The sequence below is a fragment of the Methylomonas stagni genome, from assembly GCF_050154735.1.
GTDB classification, from domain to species: Bacteria; Pseudomonadota; Gammaproteobacteria; order Methylococcales; family Methylomonadaceae; genus Methylomonas; species Methylomonas koyamae_A.
The window spans coordinates 1878689-1900135 of record NZ_CP189557.1; the positions used below are offsets into that span (position 1 = coordinate 1878689).

The window sequence follows — 21447 nt, forward strand, 5'->3', positions numbered from 1 at the left end:
AGACCCTTGCGTTGAGGCACCCAATCTACCCGTGCCGGCGCGTTGAAACCCGACGGATTTGGCAGGGCTAAATTAGTTCCGCTTTGTCCGATTAGGAAATCAACATCGTCATCCCGGCATGGATTGCCGGACCGGTTAGAGCGCGGAGCGAATCCAAACGCCATAAATGGATTTTAGCCAACCATCCATGACATTGGATGCCCGCTTCCCGGCGGGCATGACGGTCTTGAACAAATCCGACAAAGTAGAATTCGCCAAATCCGCTTTCAGTCGGCAAACGCCGAGGGTTTAATCCGACCCGCCAAATTAAGCCTGTCGATGGCCGTGGCACTTCATAATACGAAACACCCGCCCAATTGAAACACGCTTTCACCCCGTTGACTCGCCAGCAAATTCACGCAGTAAATCAACCAACTGCGGCTATCGCCGTGTTCGTCAACCGCGATAATCCAACTGGGCACCATGCCCATTTCCTCGTAGCTGCAGTGGTACAGCGGCTGAACACCGTTATGAAACACTTGCAGATACTGATTGGCCCTGGCCATTTGAGTCGCCAGGGTGTTGGCTCGATTCATCGCCCCTTGATTGGTGTTGTCGTTGGAATGCAGCATGACGGTCCGGCCGCTGTGCATATCCTTCGCGATCAAAAAGGAACAGCCCGAGAACGGACCGCTGATCACAACGCGCGCGCCCGGATCGAGTTCCATGCCCGTGCAACAATTTTGACCCCATTTTAGAAACCGAATCGGCGTTTTTACCCCCGCATTGGTTTCTCGCAACAGGGAAACCACCTTTTTGTCCGAAGTAATCTGCGCGACGTTCTCCAGCGGATCGTATTTCAGTAAATTATTGTTAAAGACCGCAATCGGCATCGCGTTGAAGTTGGTGCTGACCATTTGCGGCGTGGCTTTTCCGTAACTTTTAGCTAAGGTTTTGATGGTATCGAAGGCAATACCGCTATTGATGTTTGGCATGGGGCGTCTCGTTTAGAATTTTTATCGGGGCAACAGCGTCGAGCGGAGCTCGCCCAAAGTATAGAGTCTTTTGTGCCGCCGGCAGCCCAAGACGCACGCCATCGAGTTCGGCTTAATTGATAGCCCGCGCTCGCCGGCTCCGCGAGCTATTGTAGGTTGCGATTCGGCGGCAGACCTTAGTCCGTTACGCTTACCCGCCGGATAATCCATTGAAATGCCTAAACAACTGGTGGCTTTTACTATGAAAGTCGCCGGATGCCGCGCCCAATCCGGTGTCGGAAGGCTGTCAATCGCGGCTAAAGCCGCTCCAACACATTTTTCTCGATGCCCGGCTCGCGCCCCAACCCACCACTATTGGCGGCCGCCGCGAATAGTGGCGGGCATATGGGTGTCGTTGCGGCGGTTGATTGCGGCCGAATATCCTCTAATAGATTGAATTCGTTTGATTATTTTCAACAAACCCCAGTTGGCACGGCGTTTGTAATACCTAATACGTCGCGGCGAGCGCCGCCGACATCACTCAAACCAAACCACTTAATTGGAGATACCACCATGAAAAACTCGAACACTATCATTACCAGCGCTGTCGCCTCGTTGTTAGCCTTGGCCGCGATCGGCGCGCAAAGCACGGCGGTGGCCGCCGACAAGATGGACATGGAGAAATGCTACGGCGTCGCCAAGGCCGGCAAGAACGATTGCAAGACCTTGTCCAACGCCTGCGCCGGTCATTCCACCAGCGACGGCCAAAAAGACGCCTTCATCGCCGTGCCGGCCGGCACTTGCGAACGCATCGTCGGCGGCCAAACCCAGATGCCCGGCATGTAAGCCGCCGCGATGACGACGCCACGATCCTCACAACTTTCGCGGCGGGTCGCCGCGCCGATTCCGGCTTGCGCCGGAGTCGGCCTGCGTTCGGCCCATCACGGCGACGCCTTGGCCGGCCCAGTGCCGGTCGGCTGGCTGGAAGTCCACAGCGAAAACTATTTCGGCGCCGGCGGTCCGCCGCTGCGCTACCTGGAAACCTTGCGAGACGCGTTGCCGATCAGTCTACACGGCGTCGGTCTGTCGCTGGGTTCGACAGACCCGCTGGACAGCGAGCATTTACGCCAACTCAAGCATTTGATCGGCCGCGTCGAGCCCGGTCTGGTCTCGGAACATTTGAGTTGGAGTTCGCAAGGCGGCCGCTATCTGAACGACTTGCTGCCGCTGCCTTATACCGAAGCCACGCTGCTCCACCTGTGCGACCGGCTAAACCGGGTCCAGGATTTTCTGGGACGGACGCTGCTGATCGAAAACCCGGCCGGCTATCTGCAATACCGGGAAGCCGACTACAGCGAAAGCGGGTTTTTGAACGAACTGGCCCGGCGTAGCGGCTGCGGAATTCTGCTGGACGTCAACAATCTGTACGTGTCCAGCCATAACCTGCATTGGAACGCGGCCGATTATCTGGCCGAGTTGGACGGCGAGCGGGTAGGCGAATTGCATCTGGCCGGCCATGCGTTGCGTACTATCGATACCGCGAGCCTGCTGCTGGACACCCACGCCGGGCCGGTGGCGGCATCGGTCTGGCAACTGTTCCGGCAAGTGTTGCAACGCTTCGGCCGGCGGCCGACCTTGATCGAATGGGATGCGGATTTGCCGGCCTGGCCGGTGTTGCTAAACGAGGCCGCCAAGGCCGACGAGTTATTGGAGACCAACGATGCATGCATTGCGTGATTTGCAACAAGACATGGCGGACTACGCGTTCGGCCTGGCCGAACGGGTGCCGGCGGCTATCGTCAGCGGCGAAATCGCCGCCGAAAAACGCTTGGCGCTATATCGCAACAATACTCGCCTGGGCCTGACCCAAGCCTTGCGCGAGGTATATCCGGTCGTCGAACGCCTGGTCGGCGAGCAATTTTTCAATTATCTGGCGCGGTTTTTCATCGAAGCTCATCCGCCGGCGCAAGCAGCCTTGCTGCATTACGGCGAGGCACTGGCCGATTTTTTGACCGATTTTCCGCCGACCCACGGGCTGGACTATCTAGCCGACGTCGCCCGCGTGGAATGGTACTGGCACGGCGCCTATCACGCCGCCGACGCCGCGCTGCTGGACGCGCGCGGCCTGGCGGCGGTGCCGGCCAGCCTTTATCCGGCGCTGCGTCTGCGCTTCCATCCGTCGTTGCGTTTGTTGGCGTCGCCTTACCCGGTTTTCGCGATCTGGCAAGCCAATTTGCCGGACGCCGACGCCGCCACGCCGATTTCGCTGGCCGAAGGTGCCAGCCATGTCGTGGTGCATCGCAACGGTTTCGAGGTGAACGCCAGCGAAATCGAACGCGGCGAGTTCCGGCTGCTGTCCGCGTTGGCGGCCGGATTGACGCTGAGTCAAGCGATGGACCGGCCAAGCGGCGAAACCACCGCGCCGCCGCTAGACCTTTATCTACCGCGCTGGTTGCGCATGGGTTTGCTAACCGGCTTTTTTATCCGTTGACAGAGATTTGCGATGCACAGTATCTATTTTCATCCAACCACCAAGACGCCGAAACCGGCGATATTCGAAACCCTGACCAACCGGACCGCCGCCGCAAGCGATTTCGCGCTGAGGCTTTGGCTGGCCCACGCATTCTGGGTATCCGGCCAACAAAAATTGGCCAGTTGGGCCGGCACTCTGTATTTGTTCGAATACGAATACCGGGTGCCGCTGCTCGCGCCGGAATGGGCCGCCTATCTGGCGACAGCCGTCGAATTGGTGTTACCGGTGTGCTTGGTTTTGGGCTGTTACGGCCGAGTAACGGCGACGCTGTTGGCCTTGTTCAACGCCGCGGCGGTGTTGTCCTACCCGGATTTGGGGCCGGCCGGGCTGGAACAGCATTTGGCCTGGGGTTTGGTATTGCTGTCGCTGGCGGCGCGCGGCCCCGGCGCTTGGTCGGTGGACGCTTGGCGGCGGCTGACTCGGCGGGAGACAACATGAGATCGCACGGCGCAATCGGGTTCGTCCTGTTGGCCGCCAGCGCTACGGCGTTGGCCGGCGACGGCATCGCCGACACCTTCACCACGCTGGTTTCAGCCAACGGCACGATCCGCGCGCCGGACGATGTTCGCGGCCGCTGGGTGCATTTGGGATCTTGGCTGGTGTCCGATCCGCAGGCCCCCGGATACGGATTCCACGACGTCTACACCCAAGCCGATGCAGCGGCCGAATTTCGTCGCGGCGGCCGTTTTCCGGACGGTACGGTGCTGGTCAAGGAGATTCGCGCAATCGGCCGCCAAGCCTTGAGTACCGGCCAAGCCGACTATGCCAGCGCGATCAAGCTTCGCTTTGTCATGGTCAAGGATGCCAAACGGCGTTTTCCGGGCCACCGGGATTGGGCCGACGGCTGGGGTTGGGCCTTGTTCGATGCCAAAAGCCCGCAAGCCAACATTTCGCAAGGTTACCAGGTATCCTGCCAAAACTGCCATTTGCCGGCCAAGGCCACCGACGGCGTCTATCTGCAAGCTTACCCGACGCTGTCGGCGCCAGGAACCGAAACCGCCGGTCCAGGCTCTACCCAGCGACCACCCGAATCCGCCCATAAATAGGAGCGCCCCGCATGATGCCGATCAAACCTTCCGAAATTACCCCCAAGGCCGTGTTCGAAGCCCGCCGCGACTTTATGCGCGGCGCCGGCGGCGCGTTGTTGGCCGCCTTGTGGCCGGGCTGGCTGAGCGCCGGCGAAAAATGGCCGGACGTGAAGGCGTCGGCCTATAAATTGGACGAAGAATTGACGCCTTATAAGTCGGTCACCGAATACAACAATTTTTACGAATTCGGCACCAGCAAGGACGACCCGGCGGCTCGGGCCGCGAGCCTGAATATCCGGCCCTGGACCGTCGCGGTCGAGGGCGAGGTCCGCAAGCCCAAAGTTTTCGACATAGCCGAGTTACTGAAATTGGCGCCGCAGGAAGAACGGATTTATCGGCTGCGCTGCGTGGAAGCCTGGTCGATGGTGGTGCCGTGGCTGGGATATTCGCTGGCCGAATTACTGAAACGGGTGGAGCCGACCGGCAACGCCAAATACGTTGAATTCGTCAGTCTGCACGATACGGCGCAAATGCCGGGGCAAAAATATCCGGTACTGGATTGGCCTTACCGCGAAGGCCTGCGCATCGACGAAGCCATGCACCCGTTAACCTTGCTGACCTTCGGCCTGTACGGCGAACTACTGCCCAAGCAGAACGGCGCGCCGATTCGGGTGGTCGTCCCTTGGAAATACGGCTTTAAGAGCGCGAAATCCATCGTCAAAATTCGCTTGGTGGAAAAGCCGCCGCTGACCAGTTGGATGAAGGCCGGGCCCAGCGAATACGGCTTTTACGCTAACGTCAACCCGGACGTCGATCATCCGCGCTGGAGCCAGGCCAAGGAACGCCGGCTCGGCGAATTTTTAAAGCGCAAGACCCTGCCCTTCAACGGCTATGCCGAACAAGTCGCCGGGCTATATGCCGGTATGGACCTGCGGGAGAACTTTTAACGCGATGAGCTGGAAAAATCCGAGCCGCCGCCAAATCGCCGCGTTAAAAACGCTGGTTTTCGCGACGGCCTTAATACCTTTGGTCAAGCTGGGTTATGCCGGCTACGCCGAGCGATTGGGCGCCAATCCGATCGAGAAAATCACTCACGTGACCGGTTACTGGGCATTGACCTTGTTGTTGATCACGTTGAGCGCGACGCCGTTGCGGTTGTTGACCGGCTGGTCCTGGTGGTTGCGCTTGCGGCGCATGCTGGGCTTGTTCGCGTTCTTTTACGCGCTGCTGCATGTCTTGACATATCTGGTGCTGGACCAATTCTTCGACTGGCCGGCGATTGCCGAGGACGTGTTCAAGCGCCCCTACATCACGGTCGGCTTTTCGGTGTTTTTAATTCTGCTGGCCTTGGCCGCAACCTCGACCAACGCGATGGTCCGCAGGCTGGGCGGCAAACGCTGGCAAGCCTTGCACCGCTGGGTTTACGTTGCGGCTTGCGGCGGCGTGGCGCATTTTATCTGGTTGGTCAAAAAAGACCTGACGCGCCCGCTGACGTTCGCGGCAATTCTCGGTCTGTTGCTGATCGTTCGACTGTCGCGTTTACTACACAGCGACAAGTAACCACATAAAAATTGCTGGAACAGAACTTGCGAACAGCCAATCGAGCACGAAAAACGGGCGATTCGGCCGGTTTTTGTATCGTTTCCTCCACATTACCCGTCACTAATGTGCGAGGCCCGACACAAGCGCCATCACCAAACCGTCCGTTTTTCGGGCCGTTCTCCTTATCCTTATTAACCGGAACAATGAGGTACTTACCATGGCTGAATTTTACGTTGAACTAAACGCGCAAGACACTGGCGAACGCTTTCTGCACAGAGCCGAATGCACGGCATTACCTGCAAAAGACACTTTGCGTTACCTGGGGGCCATTTCGAACCCGACTAGCGCCGCCAAGAAAGCCAGCGAGTTTTTGAAAATGGTCACACCGTGCCCACATTGCCTGCCGGCCGCCACCGCGAAGGCCGCTTGATCGCCTAGACGTTAATCCCGTCGCGAACGCGTTGGTTTCAATCGATGGCTCGCCACCGTTGAAATCGACGCCTTCGGGCATTCGAAGGGCTTGTTATCGCCGCTACGCAAGCGCCTATCCTAAGACACCGGCGCCTCAAATTATCAGCCGTCGCTAGCTTGGCTGTCTTTCTTCCGCTTCCAGACAAAATATCCCGCCGCCGCGCTAGCCGCGACGACCAAAAGCATCAGCACCGGATGCTGGTAAAACAACTCGAAAAAATTGCCGACGCCTTGCGACGTTCCACGGTAATACGGTCCCATCGTTCTCTCCCCGCAAATTTCAGAAAATCCGCTTCTACGGCGCCGTTGACCGGCACCGCGAATCCAAACCCAGCGTACCGCGCGATTCCTCGATGTCCAGGGTGTGGTTCATCGCCACGCCGCCCCGTAACGGCTGGCTGCAAGCGGCCGCGGACATGTCAGCCGCCGAAACGACCGGGTCCGGTTGCCTGAAATGGCCTAGCGAGCAAGTGACAAAGATTTGATTTCGTCGTGAGGATTCGGTGACCGGCCGGGGCGCAATATTCGTTTCGCCCCATCGCGGGGTATTCCCTTCCATTTAATTTCGAGGTCTACATGAACAACACCCTTAAGACGCTGGCTGCCGCCATACCGTTATTATTACCGTTAACCGCTCAGGCCTGGCCCGAGACGTACCGGGAAACCGCTTATACGCTGTCGAACGCCGCGAGTAACTCGGTACTCGCCTTCCGTTTGAACGCCGCCGGCAAAATGCAACCGGCCGGCAGTTACGCAACCGGCGGCGCCGGCACCGGTGCCGGCTTGGGTAATCAAGGCGCGTTGGCCTTCAGCGAAAACCAGCGTTTTCTGTTTGCGATCAACGCCGGCAGTAATGACGTGTCGGTGTTTAGAGTGCGCGACAACGGCCTGGAATTAGTGCACCGCGCCGCCGAACCCGGTGTGACGCCGGTTAGCCTGACCGTCGCCCACGACCGGGTTTACGTGGTCAACGCCGGCGACGATTCGATTTTCGGTTACCGATTCGATGCCCGTAGCGGCCGACTCTATCCGCTGGAACAGTCTTACCGTAAACTGGGCGACGACGCCAGCGGGCCGGCGCAGATCAGTTTCGACCGCGACGGCGACGCGCTGGTGGTGACCGAGAAAGCCGGTAACAAAATTGTCAGTTTTACCCTGGATAATCGCGGCTTGCCGGACGAGAAGCACAGCTTGGCCTCGGCCGGCAACACGCCGTTCGGTTTTGCCTTCGGCAAGCACAACCAATTCTTCGTTTCCGAGGCGCAGGGCGGCGCGGCCAACGGCGCCACCGTGTCGGCCTACCGCTTACAAGAAGACGGTAGCTTGCAATTGCTGGACGGCGCGGTCGCCGTGGAACAAACCGCCGCTTGCTGGCTGGCAACCACGCCGAACGGTAAACTTGCGTTCACCGCGAATACGCCGGCCGGCTCGATTGCATCGTTTGCGATAGGCCGCCACGGCCAGTTGGAATTGCTGCAAGCCCGCGCCGCCGAAGAAAGCCGCCCCAACGATTTGGCGGTGTCCGACGACGGCGGCCGGCTGTACAGCTTGAGTAACGGCGACCACAGCATAGGCGTATATCGAATCGGCGCGGACGGCGAATTGCAATCCGTGACCCATTTGAACACCTTACCGGCCGGCGTTACCGGCTTGGTGGTCCGCTAAATCGAAGCCGGCCGCTCGGTTTGCGCCGCGCGGCCGGCTTTCCTTTCGTCCTATTCACTTTGGAGTTGCCATGCCACTGACCCGCCGCGAATTTCTACGCCTGTCCGGTGCCGCCAGCGCAGGCCTGCTGCTACCGGTTACCCAAGCCAAGGCAGCAAACCGCATCAAGGCGGTCGCCTTCGACGGCTTTACGACTTTCGATCCCCAACCGATCGCCGCGCTGGCGGAAACCTTGTTTCCCGGCCAAGGCCAAACCCTGGCGCAATCCTGGCGGACGCGTCAATTCGAGTACGCTTGGCTGCGCACCTTGATGGGCAATTATGCCGACTTCTGGCAGGTCACCGAAGAGGCCTTGATCTTTGCCGCTCAACAACACGCTCTGGAATTGACCGGCGAGAAGCGCGAGCGCTTGATGCAAGCGTTTATGTCGCTGGACGCCTGGCCGGACGCGAAGCCGGCCTTGCTCCGCTTGAAGGCATCGGGCTTGCGCTTGGCGTTTTTGTCTAACTTCACCGCGTCCATGTTGGACGCCTGCGTCAAACAGGCCGGTCTGGAAGGGATTTTCGAGGAGCACCTGAGCACCGACCGGGTCAAGGCCTACAAACCGGACCCGCGCGCGTATCGGATGGGTACGGAAGCATTCGGTCTACCGCGCGAGCAAATCGTCTTCGCCGCATTCGGCGGCTGGGACGCGGCCGGCGCCAAGGCCTTCGGCTATCCGACCTTTTGGGTCAATCGCGTGCAAGCGCCTCGAGAACACCTCGGCGTGGCCGCCGACGCCAGCGGCAAGACGCTGACCGATCTGGCCGATTTTATTCAGACCTTGGGCTGACAACCGCCTCAAGGACCGACCGGCGTCAAAGCCTCTGCAATGGGCCGGTCGTGCCGACTTAGCATGGCGCTAATTCTATACTTTGTCGGATTTGTTCAAGACCGTCATGCCCGCCGGGAAACATGCATCCAGCGCCATGGAGGGTAGGCTTAAATCCGTCCATGGCGTTCGGATTCGCTCCGCGCTCTAACGGGTCCGGTCATCCAGGCCGGAATGACGATGCTTATTTAGTCATCTGACAAAGTAGAACTCTAACGCCGACGGCCGAATCGACGCCGTTACCCACAACGCGCCGGTTTGCCGTTACGATAGCCGCTTTAGACCTCAAGCCCTAGCCTAGTTTGCTATTTCAGATCGCCATACACACTATTCAGCCCATGCTCAACGCCACCCAGATAAAATGTCTCTCGGTATTCTCGATATTCGCGATCATAGGCTTCGGGCCTATCTCGCCCGGCTGTTTGATCGGAATGTATATTGTCGTCAAGCGCCCGGACTGGTTCCGCTTATTGATCGAGGCCATGTATCGAGATAAAGCGCGCGATACCGACTTCATCACTACCGCGCAAACCCGGGCAGCCAGAATTAAAACCTTCGCCAGCCTGTTTACGCTGTTCCTGATCGACATCGCGCCGGTCCCGGTCACACCGGTCATCGCCTTCGCCATTATCCTGAGCAGGCCGCACTGGTTTTACCAGGTGGTTCGGCAAGTTTACGGTCAAGTCGCGTAGCCGGAAGATATTGCCCGGCGGGCAACACCTCAATCAAAACAGATGCGGCGGCCGCGAGGGCTCGGTCGGTGCGTCGCATCCGCCGAAGCGGATGGTTGCGTGACTATTCATCCGACCTTATGAAGTGAGTAAAACACTGTTGGATTCTAGCTAGGTGCGATAGCTTGTTATGTGCAAAAGTTGGTTGAGAGCAATGCTTGGTATCGGCCAATTTGCGACTCTCAGATCGCTAAAAGACATTATCCACCTGTGGCCGGTATTAGATCTGGAGCTGACTTTGGTTTTGTTCAAGTATCACGCACATCCCGCAAAGTGCGGTGGAAAGTGGGTAAAATCAATTGCTCGCATGCTGTTCTAATTCTATTAACATTTTTTTTGTTAGTTCAGCTCCAGCTATTTGCATGGCGTGGTTTCTATGGATTTGGTTATCATTGAAGTCATCATATAAATAATACATTTTTCCGATTGCTTCATAATATCCCTTCCCCATATGACACATATCGAGGCTCTGAATCAAAAATCGTCTGGTTTCCCCACGAAGGTTAAAGTCAAACTCTGATTGTTCGGGTAATTCAAAATTATTTACACTAAGATAAAGATAAAAACTGGAACCTATCTGCATCGGAGTAAAGTGCATGGGATGACTATATTTTTCATTAATATAATAGAGCTCTTCCAACCATACTGCTACATTATCGTTTAACGCGGTCCCTTGAGAATAAAATCGCATTAAACTGCCATCTACTAGGGTTTTAATTGCGTTTAATTGATTTAGAACAGGATAACGATGGCGGCGCAACGAAAATATTATCTTATATATAAAATAATCGTGCCAATTTTCGATGACACAGGTGGTTGGTTTAGTAGATTCAATTTTTTGTGCGTTACTGATCGGTGCCCATTCTTCGATTATTTTTTTCAATTCTGTCAATTTAGCTAAAAGATAACTTTTCCTTGCTGCATTTTTTTCATAATGTAAAAAATAAAGCACATATATTCCGATGGAGCAACATGATGTTAATGCCGAGCTAGGAATTAAATCACCCATCTTGTATTTCCTTTTTGGTTTTAGGCGAACCGAATTAAATAGTTTTTCAATGAAGCCGAAATACCATTTTATCTTAATAAATATTAATATGATTAATGGCAATTGTTGTTGATGATCACCGAAAGTGCTGCTTATTATAAAATCGGCCCAATACCAATTTAGGTATTGAACGATAACTTCAACGGCATGCATGGCTTCTCGAGCGGCGGATTCAGTGTTTCCCGCGCGAAGTTGATAAAACGCACTTAAAAGTGCTAAATTCAATGCGAGATCGAATTTATCTAATGTATTCGATGATTCGAACTCTGATCCATTATAAAAGTTTTGACTTAGCAAGCTCAATAAACATGAATATTTGTTAAATTCTTGTTTTTGAGAAAGTAATGATTCAATATTTTTGTCAATTTCGCCGCGATTATAAAACCACTTATCTGTATATTTTATTAGCTCGACAAGCTCATTTTCGTAAGTTTGAAAGCGTTGCTTTTTGGCTGTTTTGCTAGTGACAAACAATTTTTTTGGTTCGATTCCGGCCAGAATACTTTCAGACAAATCGCCTAAGCATTCCGCAATACATAAACAGTGATCCGCTGGAAATAGTTTGCTATATAATGCTGCTTCGATGGACAGAAAGTCTTCAGTGTTAGGTGCGTTACGCACATGAAAACTAAAGTAGTACGATAAACAAATTGCACTGAATCTATAATGCTTATTGGCATCTTGAATAAAACGGGGCTTTTCTGTGTTGTCGAGACTCTTAGTTCTGGCCAATCCCTTGTAAAAGCATAAAGCACCCATTTTTTTAAACCATTGCGCCTGCACGAATAACAGCGAGAAATCGCTGTCATTACTCAGAAGCTGCAAGAGTTTAGAAATATTTTTGTTGAGCACCTCATACGAATTGCTACTAGTGTACGGGTTCTTCTCAAGCAGCCAAGCATGGGCAAACATCGGTTCGAATAATAAGCCAAGATACTCCAATTTATAAGCGTGTTCTGCCAACTCACCTTTATTGATTTTTACTGGATTCCAGTTTTGCGGAGAAAGTTGTTCCGGCTTTAACGATAAAAAAGATTTCAGTATGCTTTCCGCAAATGTCATACACCGTTCGCAGCGAATCAACGCCTCGGTATCATTATGTTCCCGCTCGTAAGTCATAATGATTTTCAAAAATAATCGCAACGTGGAAGGGCACCAATGCTGAATGGCCAGCAAAGCATCGCTTCCGGCGTTGGTAGCGGTATAAATCGCACGAAGTACTGTCATTTCATCGCTGTTATTTCCGATCTTTTCGCCCAACAAGTTTTTGAAACTATTCTGCCGCGCGATAATGCAGCGCCGGTAATATTGTCTAGCTTTTTCGTACTCTTGATAAAACTCGTGCAATTCGCCCAGCATTCCCAGAAAATCGACTTTGTCTAAGTCATCCCCATCCCCCAATTGCCGTTCAAGATGGTCTCGTAAGGCCTGCGCTTCATCCAAGGTAAAGTTAAACGCGGCCATTTCCTCTTCCGAATGACGAGATAGATATTCCAATTCGTTAGAAAAGTAGCTGCGAAATCGATAGCTATACATGCCATTGATGATCCTGTGTAAATAGCGATCTCCAAACCCTTCCACCAGTTCCTGAAGGAGAACGCGCATATCGTGGCCCCGATGCATATGAATCAATTCGTCTATTAACTCCAAGTTTTCCCAGGAAAAGGCCCTTTGATGGAACTTAAATAAAAAATCGCACAGATAAATTAACGATACGATGGTTTTATCGTCCCTTCCGCGAATCTTAGTTTCAAAGCTTTTTCTGAGTTGTTTATAAACGCGGGCAATCAATTGAATACGCATGACTTTATGGTCGGGAAGATACAATACATCCTGACACATAAAACCATCGTCCCTAGCAACTTTTGTATCGATTGCCCTATCGCTACTGACTACAAAACTCGCCAAAAGCTCATTCAGTTTTTTGGGGTTGCCGGCACTTCGGTAGGCTAAAAAATCGACAAAAGCTTCCAATCGGCTTTGTTCTCGTTCAAAATTTCCTTCATCTAAATGTTTGCCATTGTCAGTATATCGGATAGCTAAAGTGTGTAAAGGCTTAGTTATGTCATCTGGCAAAAAATCTACCGTCTTCAATAGCTGGTCTTTGAGATCGTTGTAATAAATTTGAATAAAGCCGCGTTGGCGCGCATCCAATTCCCGAAGTCCAATTACCGGCGCCCAGATACGGTTAGCCCAATCCGAAAAACGAATTCTGGCCAAATAAAATTGCCATACAAAATATTCTTCTATTCTATTATTTAGAGTATCTTCCATTTTAACAGCAATATTACCTATTTTATCGAAACAGGGTTTGTCATGTTGATATTGGCTGATACCGTGATCCGTCAATAATGACGACAAATAAATTTCATCATTAAATATGCTGGATAGCAGTGGCTGGCGGCGTGCGCCATCTGCTAGCCAGTCGTCATGCAATAATCTGCCCCCTAAAAAAATAAAACGGGCTTCGGAAGATGTAATGATCCGCTTCATGTTAGATAGCAAGCCCTTCATTAAATTGAGGCGATGCAATTCGTTATCGTTACCGTCGGGATTGCCTTTTTCTAGCTGAGTACTAATATCCGTCGCTAATTTATCCAATTCGTCAAATACGAAGGTGATTTCTATTGAAGGTGAACGCTTTCCCGATTGTAGAGGCTTGAAATAAATGGGATGGGAATGGCTTATTTTGTCCAATATTTGCATGAATAATAACTCAACTTGGCGCGAATCCAATCTGTCGCGATGTAAACTTTTTCTCGCTCTTGATAAAGCCCAGATAGTCCTGCGCCTATGCGTGAAATAGGCAATATTTCCTTAGCATTTTTGGTTGTTGAGCTGGAGGTCAAGTCGTTTAATAAATTATCTATCCGCTCCAAATTAATTGGATACGGCGATAATTCTAGAAGCTTGTTTAATCGACGATAAGTGTAAAGAACCAATGCAAATAACAGAAGATGATAAATGCAAAATGCAATATTTATATTGCACTGGGAGTCGTCCGCGTGACAATAATAAGGCTTTCTGGCGTCAAACAGCCAATATAACAGAAGTGATTGGGAAGATGTATGCTGAGGCGACTCAATTGACAATATTTCAAAATATAACAATGGCAATAGCTTTTCCGCATAAAACCCGCCTAATTCACAGGCTAATTTGGGAAATGTTGGCAGGCTATCGAACTTGGAGTTTTGGTCGCGCTGACAATATTTGTCACCCAGTAAGCGGTTGATCGGTTGCTTGACTTCTATATTCTGCTTGCCATTTTCTTTAAAACTAAGGCCATCCACAGATATTTCAATATCATCGACAGGGGAAATATCAACAGTATATCTAGATACTTCACGATGACCATTATTTGATACCGATGAGGATAATGTGCGTTTTTGATCGACGATATTAAAGTGTTCCCTACATATAGCAGTAACCAGTAACATCGCAATTATTACACCGAAAACCGAGCGCATTACAACACACGGACTGCGTAAAGAAACGAATTTGTCGTAGTATTGTTGTCGGATATCCAGCAACATAGCATGAATGACGCCCCGGTGATTTAATTCTTCAAAGCCAAGGTTTATAGTGCTAATTAATGTAGAAAGATGAAAGCTGTTAAAATAACCTAGAAACGTTAGTTTTTCGAACTCTCGCCTACGCTCTCTATCCTGCGCACAAGTTAACAAATATTCCTGAATTTCCCGGCGAATACGTTTTCTGTCGTTATCGTCTTTATGTTTTACTACAAATCTATCAAACTTGTATTGCTCCGGCTCAAAAAAATTGTAATAGCCAGGTTTGTTGTGGCGTGGACTTAAAGACTTATCATGCCTGTGAAATTGATCCGGACGAATAATCCATTCGTACTCAATCCAAAAAATCATTGCTGCGATTACAGCAAGTATTACCACATATGATAGTTTTGATTCACTCTGCGAGTCTAATGAAATATAGCTATTTTTCTTTTTTTCATTTACAGGTGTAGGTTTTTCTAAAATATGGTTTTCGAACAGATTGTTGAATGCGTTTAGCAGGTTGGAAGTATAAGAACGGTCTTTGTTGAGGTTGTGCTTTTCCGAGAATGCCTGTTCACATTCCGTGTTTGTCCACTCACTTTTGCATAAATCGGCATCGAAACGAGAAACCAACGGATGTATTGCATAAAGGCTTATTATAACTAATATGAAAGCCTTTATAGCGAGTAACGCACTTGGAAATGCATTATGTTTTTCATAGTCATCATTATCAGGATCTTTTTTTCGTTTCTTTAGACTGAAAAATAAATCGTACGGCTGTTACTAGCAGAAATAACGCCAATATAATTGGCCATACTGCTTGATTTTTGGAATTATCGTCAAGGTAAGCCTCGATTTTCTGCAATAAAATATACAGCGCCAGGATAGCTAATATAGCAAAACATAATATGGACAGATTGCTATTCTTACTATCTATTTCTAATTTATTTTCACTCAAGTAAACAATTATTAACACTAAAACCATGCACAATAATGAATATATGATTAATTTGTAATTCCACCAAGATAAAAATGCAATCACCCAGTGCGAGGCAAGAATGAGAAATCCGATACATATATATATATGCTTCGCCCTATTCATAGATATATAAATCTGATATATACCTATATGGACTGGTTTTTTTCTAAACGTATGGCAGTATTTATGAGTGCTATAGAAAATATTATAACGCCAATCAGAAGGTTGTTGTATTGTGAACTAATGGCTTTTTCACTATTGCCGAGATAATTGATTACGCCGAAATCAAAACTACTTGTTACGTAGCTTGTACATATTATTATAGCTATATATATTTTATTTAGAATTGTTTTTCTTGGTTTATGTAGTGGGAGCCATTTTAAAGCTAAATAAATCCATTCTCCAACCAAATAAGCTGTTGCGACACCGATAGCCATTCGGCTTAATATGAGATTAGGTGAGCCGTTTCCACCTGTGTTTAAAAAAATGCAGACAAATGTAATAATCGTAAGCACTCCGAAAATAGCTTGCGCTGGAAACCTATTCGTCAACGCAGCGCAGATGATCTTGTACGCATGAAGTATCGGATAACACAAGAAAAACATTAGCAATAATATCGGTAGCCAATAAAAATTTTTTCCTCGATCTATCGCGTTGTGCAACAATGTTTGTAGTAATTCGCTGCCACATACAAAAGCCAATCCTCCTAAAATGCTGAGAAATAGCAACCAAACTAAGGAAAACATAGTTCTGCCGATGTCGCTACGCCAATAACGTTCGATTCTGGCCTGTTCGTATTCATTTAAGCAATAATTGACGAAGCTGGTTTTACCCATGCCTCTGCGTCCAGTGATTAATATTGCCTTGCGAGTACCGGCATTTGTGAGAAAGTCAATGAGTTTTGCTCTTGCCCCTTCACGACCTATCATTGATTCGTTGCAGGGAAATATGTCTTCTGATCGATTATCGAATTTACCGAAAGGGATGGCAGTGCGTTGTTGACCAAAATTGGATTCATGCATCGTCATCCTATGCTCCTTATAATATTTAGATTTTTTTGAACGATTCGAACAGTTAAAGCTTACTATCCGATTCAGAATTATTGAAGGAATTTAATTTCCTGAACGGCACGGGACAATCTACAGCAAATTTAAATTCATATGACTTTTTAATGACGATCATAATACATTGATGGGCGCTTGGGCTTAATGGCAGCTAGGGGTCGGGACAATACAATCATATCTAGCCCTACCAAACAGAGAATTTTCCAAGAACTAAAATCCCAAATAACCGGACTCACCATCAAATCGCAGCGGCTTTCGTTCCATCCTTAGAAGGTAAATTACCGCTTTAATGTCCGTTCGCCGGAGCACTTACGGTTAAACCCTAGAAAAGCAGGCTCAATAAGCCGGCGAGTAGCCGCAAACTAGCGGTTACTCGCCGGGTGACGGTTTGCGAATCAAGCCTCCGACAGAATGACATCGGCGGCTTTTTCGGCGATCATGTAAATCGCACAGACGATGAAGAAACCCGGAATCCTCGGGAAGACCGAGGCGTCCACGACCCGCAAGCCTTTCACGCCGCGCACCCGAAACCGGCTGTCCAGCACCGCCATTGGGTCGCCGTCGGCGCCGATCGGGCAGGTGCAGGAGGCGTGGTGGCCCCAGGACTGGTAGCGGATGAAGTCGCGGATTTCGTCGTCGGTTTGGACCGCCGCGCCCGGAAAAGCTTCTTCCTCGATGATGCCCTTGGCGATTAGCGGCGCGGTCAGGCTACGCACGAATTTGACGCCGGCCACCACCGACTCCAGGTCTTCGCCGCCGTCCGGCGTGCCTTCCTCGAAATACTTGAAATTGATGTACGGCCGCTCGCGCGGATCGGCCGATTTCAATTTCACTTCGCCGCCCCGATTGTTGGTGTGCGCCTTCAATACCGCCCAGGTCAGGTAATTCAACTCCGGTATCCATTGCGAGAAGTTGGGGAAGTAACCCTGAAAGCGGGCCAACAACGCAAAACAGAACAGATCGGGCAACTTGCGCTGTTTCAGAGAACGCTTGATCACCGCCAGCACCGCGCCGTTGGTGGTGTACACGCCCTTGCGTTGGGTTTCCCATTCGGTGTATTGCGGATCGCCCTTGGCGTAGCGGGCGCCCTTCAATACTTCCCAGTCCTGTTTCATCTTGTTGACGACGCCGACTTCGTAGCGGTCCTGCAAATTGCTGCCGACGCCGGGTAGATCGACGCGGACCTGGATACGCAAGCGCTCCAGGTCCGCTTTCGGGCCGATGCCGGACAGCATCAGCAACTGCGGGGTGTTGAAGGCGCCGCCGGCCAGGATCACCTCCTTGGCGGCGAATACTTGGTGGGTTTCGCCCGATTGCGTCGCCGGCTGATAATGGGCTTGGTAGAGCTTTTCGCCTTTTTGATATTCAACGCCGATGGCCCGGTTGTCATTGTCGAACAACACCTGAGTCACCAGCGCGTCCAACTCGATATGCAGCCGGTCGGGATGCTGTCGTTGTACTTCCAACAAACGATCGCGGGTACTCAGACGGGCGTGGTTACGGGTCATCAACGGCGGATAACGTAAGCCGGTAGCGTTTTTCTCGACCAGCCGCCAGTCGTTGGGATCGCCCAGGCTTTCGCCGAACCATTCGGCGCCCTCGATAGGATCGGTATCGATGTTTTTCCAAACTTCCTCGACCGATTCTTTCAGGGTTTGCACCAGGGTTTTGTCGCCCAGGGCTTCCAACGGGATGGCTTTTTCGGTTTGCAGCCAGCCGCCGAAGCCGTGCCGAGTCGGATTGATACCCAATTTGGCGGCCCAGCGGTAGCTCGGCAGACGATGGTGGCAGTCTTCCATTTTCTCGAAATAACCGCGCATGTTGTCGGCGTGCCAGCTGGCGTCGCCGGTCAGATCGGCGATGTGATTCCAGTCGTCGTTATGCGGGTACACGGTGATCATCGCATTGTGCGCGGTACAGCCGCCCAGGCAGCCGGCGCGCGGATACAGCACGCCGTCCACCTTTTCGCCGTCCCACACATCGCGATATTTCTCGTCGCGGCGTTGCAACTGGGTATCGCCCCAATGGCGCACCCAAAAATCCCAACGCATGGCTTTGTTCTCGTTGGACAGGGCGTGAAATACCGGCACCTGGTAGTCTTCCGGCAGGCGGTTGGCGTCGGAAATCGCGTTGCCGCCCTGCATCTTTAGCGGATCGCCGCCGGCTTCCAACACCAACACCTTGCGGCCGTTTTCCGCCAATCGAGCGGCCAGGGTGCCGCCCCCGGCACCCGACCCCACCACGATATAGTCATATTTTGTGCTATCGCTCATAGTGGCTTCCCCGATCAGAAGGTTTTCAACAATTCGATCAAGGCTTCCTTGTCGGCGTCGCTCAAGGCCCGGTCTTTTTCCTCGGCCAAATAATCGGTACCAAAGTAATGACCGCGATTGACGACAAAGTCCGGACATTTGCTGACGCTCAACATGTCGTCGACGATTTTTCTGTCGTCGAAAACCTTGATCGCCTCTTCGTCGCTAGCGCCTTGCGGAATCGCTTTCAAGGCCTTTTTGACGTCCTTCAGCACTTTGATTAAGTGAAACACGTGCTTGGGATCGCTGGGATCGAGGTTCATGTTGGACACCAGATTGACCGGCGTGCCTTTCGGAATCGGCCCCAGTTCCACGCCGGACTTATCGAAGGCCCAAGGTTTCAACAGGCTGAACGGCTCGACCAGCGGTTGCAGCAAGTCCGGCAGATAGCCTTTCGGCACCCGCAGATAGCTGCTGGCGGTCGTGACATCGACTTGGCCTTTCAAGACCTTGCGTTCGGCCGGATTGGCGGAATCGACCACCACAATGTCGCGGTTGCCGCTGCGTTTTTCGGGCCACAGGATTTGCCGGATCGAGTCGTCGAAGGATTTGAGCCGGTCTTCGACCGAGCCGCTGGGATAAAACTTGCCGACCGAGTTGTTCAGCAAATACGGCGCGGTCGACCACAGACTGACCAGCGAGGCCGGCCGGGTGTAGCCGCGGCCGCCGCCCGGCATGTCGTAGTCGTAGGCGGCGCCGGTGATCGGATGATGCACCGTGTATTTGCCGACCGACGGCAGATCCTTGTAGCTTTGCGAGGTGAAGTTATCCCAGATGTTGTTGGCCAAGCCGTTGGTGGCCAACGGGCTGCAGGCGTTGGTTTGCAGCAAGGTCACCGGTACCCGCAATTCGGTGGACAGGAAGTTGTCTTGCAGGAAGTCCGGCTTGGCGACGATGGCCTTCATCTCGGTTTTGAACTCGTCGGTCTTGCTCCACTTCCAGTAGTTGTTCCAGCAGCTTAGGTAATCCGAACCGACGCAACCGTTGGGGAAGAAGCTATAGGCTTTTTCCGGCAGTTTGCTGGAATGGCAACGGGCGCACGTTTCGGCGAACACCTCCTTGCCGCGTGTCAACACCTCGGCCGAGGCTTTCAGATGTTGTTCGCCGCCGGGAGCCTTGCTCAGATAGTCCGGCTGGGCGGTGGCCAGGAAGAACAGCGCCAAGTCGGGGGTTTGTTGCTCGGTGGCATTCCAGTAGGACGAGTTTTTCCGAGCGGTGGCGATCGGGAACGGCGAGATTTTTTCGCCGCCGATCAACGGCCTAAAGTGTTCGGTCCATTCCTCGCTGAACAGGCCGATGTTGACGAACACCCGGTTCAACGCACCCAGCGCGCCGACCGAATCGGCACCGTCCTTGAGCACGCGCGGCGTCCACACCGTATCCGGTTGTTTGAAAAAGCTGTTGAGCGGGCTTTCGGCCGGCAGTTTCAAATCGTTGAACTGACGATTGTTCAGACCGCCGCCGGCGATGCGTTCCTGACCGAATTTCAGCGCGTTTTTCATCCGCGCGCCCAAGTTATAAACCGCGTTCATCGTGCGCGGATTGTTGATGTAATCGGTCGAAACCAGCGAGGTATCCAGCGCGCCGGGCCGCGAGGTATGGAACAACTGGAACGGGAAACTGGATGGATCGGCTTCGTAGGAGAAAATCCGGTCTATCCAAAAATACTGAGCGCCGGGATTGGAATTGAGATTCTCCCATTTGGGATTTTCCGGATCGGCCGGCGGATTGGCCGGATTGGGGCCGACATGGCAAAAGCCGCAAGACATGCCGACCCGGTAAGGCCGGATCAGGTCTTTGTTATTGTAATAGCTGGGATCGTTATAGAACTTTTCCGGGTTCCACGCCCTGGCGGCTTTCTCGTCGAAATCCGGATTCGGAAACAAACGCAAGCCGACCACGCCGGTCGCGTAACCGTAGTAGGAGCCGACCGGCACGGTTTTACCGCGCGCGCCGATTTTAACGCCGGGATATTTCGTTTCGTCCTCGAACGGGTCGGCCGGGCAATCGCCGGTCCGTTCGTCCAGCCACAGGCCGTAGCGGTCCTGGCGCGGCGCGCTCGGTTTTTTAAAGCAGGGTTCGTTGACCAAGCCCAAATAATTCCAGCGATTGTCGCGGCTGAATTTCAAGGTGTCGTGGCTGGACAGCATTTTTAAAAAATCCAGCGTGCCGACGCTGGTCTTGCCGATGTCGTTCCAGAAGCGGTCGTTGCCGGCGGTCCAGACAATCCAGTTGTTGCGGCCGCGTACCACCGCGTCGTGGGCATCCTTGGCGGAAATGCCCGGCACGTAGGGGCTCAGCGCGCGCGCCAAGGCCTCGGGGTCCTTGCTGGCGCCGTAGTCCATGTCCTTGAAGTAATCGTCGTCGGCACCCTTCAGGGTTTCCGCGCCGCGGCCGGCTTGCAGGGCTTCGTCCTTGACCTTGCCGGCCTTGGACCAAAACGTCGCGTGCGCCGTTGACGACGATACCAGTATCGCCACCAGCGCCAATAACTTGGGTAGTTGTGAGTTCATGATTTCCTCCGGATAGATAGATTCAGCGGGCAACGCCTTGTTATGGTTATTGGCATTTGCTCGATAACGCCGACAGCGGCTTGTGCCTGGGCGGGCCATCCCGCGCCGCTGCGTTTTTCGCGCGGCTTCTCGAGCGGTGGCGCGCGATGACGCGCCGCTCGGCAAGCCGTGAGTTAAACCGAGCCGCGCCTTGGCGCCGCCCGGTACGGGATTCGATCGAAGTCG

Annotated in this window: 19 protein-coding genes; 11 read left to right on the forward strand and 8 right to left on the reverse strand. The window is 52.4% G+C overall.

The features are described 5' to 3' along the window. Positions 1 to 332 precede the first annotated feature (332 nt). Positions 333 to 974 carry a hypothetical protein gene (locus ACP4CD_RS08800; protein WP_064031497.1) on the reverse strand — a complete coding sequence of 214 codons (642 nt, stop codon included), beginning with the start codon at positions 972 to 974 and terminating at the stop codon, positions 333 to 335. Positions 975 to 1526: 552 nt separating this feature from the next. Here ACP4CD_RS08800 and ACP4CD_RS08805 point away from each other — a divergent pair. The 8 genes from ACP4CD_RS08805 (at position 1527) to ACP4CD_RS08840 (ending at position 6486) form a co-directional block, all read left to right on the forward strand. Beyond that, complete coding sequence (locus tag ACP4CD_RS08805) at positions 1527 to 1799, forward strand: BufA1 family periplasmic bufferin-type metallophore (RefSeq protein WP_064031498.1); 273 nt, start codon at positions 1527 to 1529, stop codon at positions 1797 to 1799. Positions 1800 to 1808: 9 nt separating this feature from the next. Continuing rightward, positions 1809 to 2690 (forward strand): DUF692 domain-containing protein, encoded by an 882-nt coding sequence (locus ACP4CD_RS08810; protein ID WP_426994275.1) that lies wholly within the window; start codon positions 1809 to 1811, stop codon positions 2688 to 2690. After that, a complete protein-coding gene (locus ACP4CD_RS08815) occupies positions 2674 to 3444 on the forward strand; it encodes a DNA-binding domain-containing protein (protein WP_426994276.1) in 771 nt (256 codons plus the stop codon). The genes ACP4CD_RS08810 and ACP4CD_RS08815 overlap by 17 nt, the downstream gene beginning before the upstream one ends. A gap of 12 nt (positions 3445 to 3456) precedes the next feature. Next, positions 3457 to 3924, forward strand: a complete 468-nt coding sequence (locus tag ACP4CD_RS08820; RefSeq protein WP_426994277.1) for a DoxX family protein — start codon at positions 3457 to 3459, stop codon at positions 3922 to 3924. Beyond that, entirely contained in the window at positions 3921 to 4532 is a 612-nt protein-coding gene (locus tag ACP4CD_RS08825) for a cytochrome P460 family protein (protein ID WP_426994278.1), read from the forward strand. Before ACP4CD_RS08820 ends, ACP4CD_RS08825 begins: the two co-directional genes overlap by 4 nt. 11 nt (positions 4533 to 4543) lie before the next feature. After that, entirely contained in the window at positions 4544 to 5461 is a 918-nt protein-coding gene (gene msrP, locus ACP4CD_RS08830; protein ID WP_426994279.1) for a protein-methionine-sulfoxide reductase catalytic subunit MsrP, read from the forward strand. A 4-nt stretch (positions 5462 to 5465) separates the two neighbouring features. Then, positions 5466 to 6074 carry a sulfite oxidase heme-binding subunit YedZ gene (locus ACP4CD_RS08835; protein ID WP_426994280.1) on the forward strand — a complete coding sequence of 203 codons (609 nt, stop codon included), beginning with the start codon at positions 5466 to 5468 and terminating at the stop codon, positions 6072 to 6074. Between the two features lie 199 nt (positions 6075 to 6273). After that, positions 6274 to 6486, forward strand: a complete 213-nt coding sequence (locus tag ACP4CD_RS08840; RefSeq protein WP_082885714.1) for a hypothetical protein — start codon at positions 6274 to 6276, stop codon at positions 6484 to 6486. Between the two features lie 143 nt (positions 6487 to 6629). Here the strand turns inward: ACP4CD_RS08840 and ACP4CD_RS08845 are convergent, their stop codons facing one another. Together ACP4CD_RS08845 and ACP4CD_RS08850 are read right to left on the reverse strand one after the other, a co-directional pair. Further along, complete coding sequence (locus tag ACP4CD_RS08845; RefSeq protein WP_139306192.1) at positions 6630 to 6788, reverse strand: LPXTG cell wall anchor domain-containing protein; 159 nt, start codon at positions 6786 to 6788, stop codon at positions 6630 to 6632. Positions 6789 to 6822: 34 nt separating this feature from the next. After that, entirely contained in the window at positions 6823 to 6945 is a 123-nt protein-coding gene (locus ACP4CD_RS08850; protein ID WP_426994281.1) for a hypothetical protein, read from the reverse strand. A 158-nt stretch (positions 6946 to 7103) separates the two neighbouring features. On the opposite strand from ACP4CD_RS08850, the gene ACP4CD_RS08855 reads away from it, so the two are divergent. The 3 genes from ACP4CD_RS08855 to ACP4CD_RS08865 all read left to right on the forward strand — a co-directional run bounded on the left by ACP4CD_RS08855 (position 7104) and on the right by ACP4CD_RS08865 (position 9755). Next, entirely contained in the window at positions 7104 to 8192 is a 1089-nt protein-coding gene (locus tag ACP4CD_RS08855; protein WP_426994282.1) for a lactonase family protein, read from the forward strand. 70 nt (positions 8193 to 8262) lie between these two features. Then, positions 8263 to 9024 (forward strand): haloacid dehalogenase type II, encoded by a 762-nt coding sequence (locus tag ACP4CD_RS08860; protein WP_426994283.1) that lies wholly within the window; start codon positions 8263 to 8265, stop codon positions 9022 to 9024. 377 nt (positions 9025 to 9401) lie between these two features. Further along, a complete protein-coding gene (locus tag ACP4CD_RS08865; protein ID WP_426994284.1) occupies positions 9402 to 9755 on the forward strand; it encodes a hypothetical protein in 354 nt (117 codons plus the stop codon). Between the two features lie 334 nt (positions 9756 to 10089). On the opposite strand, the gene ACP4CD_RS08870 is transcribed toward ACP4CD_RS08865, so the two are convergent. The 5 genes from ACP4CD_RS08870 to ACP4CD_RS08890 all read right to left on the reverse strand — a co-directional run bounded on the left by ACP4CD_RS08870 (position 10090) and on the right by ACP4CD_RS08890 (position 21222). Next, complete coding sequence (locus tag ACP4CD_RS08870) at positions 10090 to 13548, reverse strand: hypothetical protein (protein WP_426994285.1); 3459 nt, start codon at positions 13546 to 13548, stop codon at positions 10090 to 10092. Further along, positions 13527 to 14987, reverse strand: coding sequence for a hypothetical protein (locus tag ACP4CD_RS08875; protein WP_426994286.1), 1461 nt, complete (start codon positions 14985 to 14987; stop codon positions 13527 to 13529). The genes ACP4CD_RS08870 and ACP4CD_RS08875 overlap by 22 nt, the downstream gene beginning before the upstream one ends. Before the next feature lie 492 nt (positions 14988 to 15479). After that, complete coding sequence (locus ACP4CD_RS08880) at positions 15480 to 16361, reverse strand: hypothetical protein (RefSeq protein ID WP_426994287.1); 882 nt, start codon at positions 16359 to 16361, stop codon at positions 15480 to 15482. Positions 16362 to 16792: 431 nt separating this feature from the next. Continuing rightward, the gene (locus ACP4CD_RS08885; protein WP_426994288.1) at positions 16793 to 18670 is read right to left on the reverse strand and encodes a GMC family oxidoreductase; all 1878 of its coding nucleotides are present in this window, start codon (positions 18668 to 18670) and stop codon (positions 16793 to 16795) included. Between the two features lie 14 nt (positions 18671 to 18684). Beyond that, on the reverse strand, positions 18685 to 21222 hold the full coding sequence (locus tag ACP4CD_RS08890) for a hypothetical protein (protein WP_426994289.1): 2538 nt from the start codon (positions 21220 to 21222) through the stop codon (positions 18685 to 18687). Positions 21223 to 21447 lie beyond the last annotated feature (225 nt).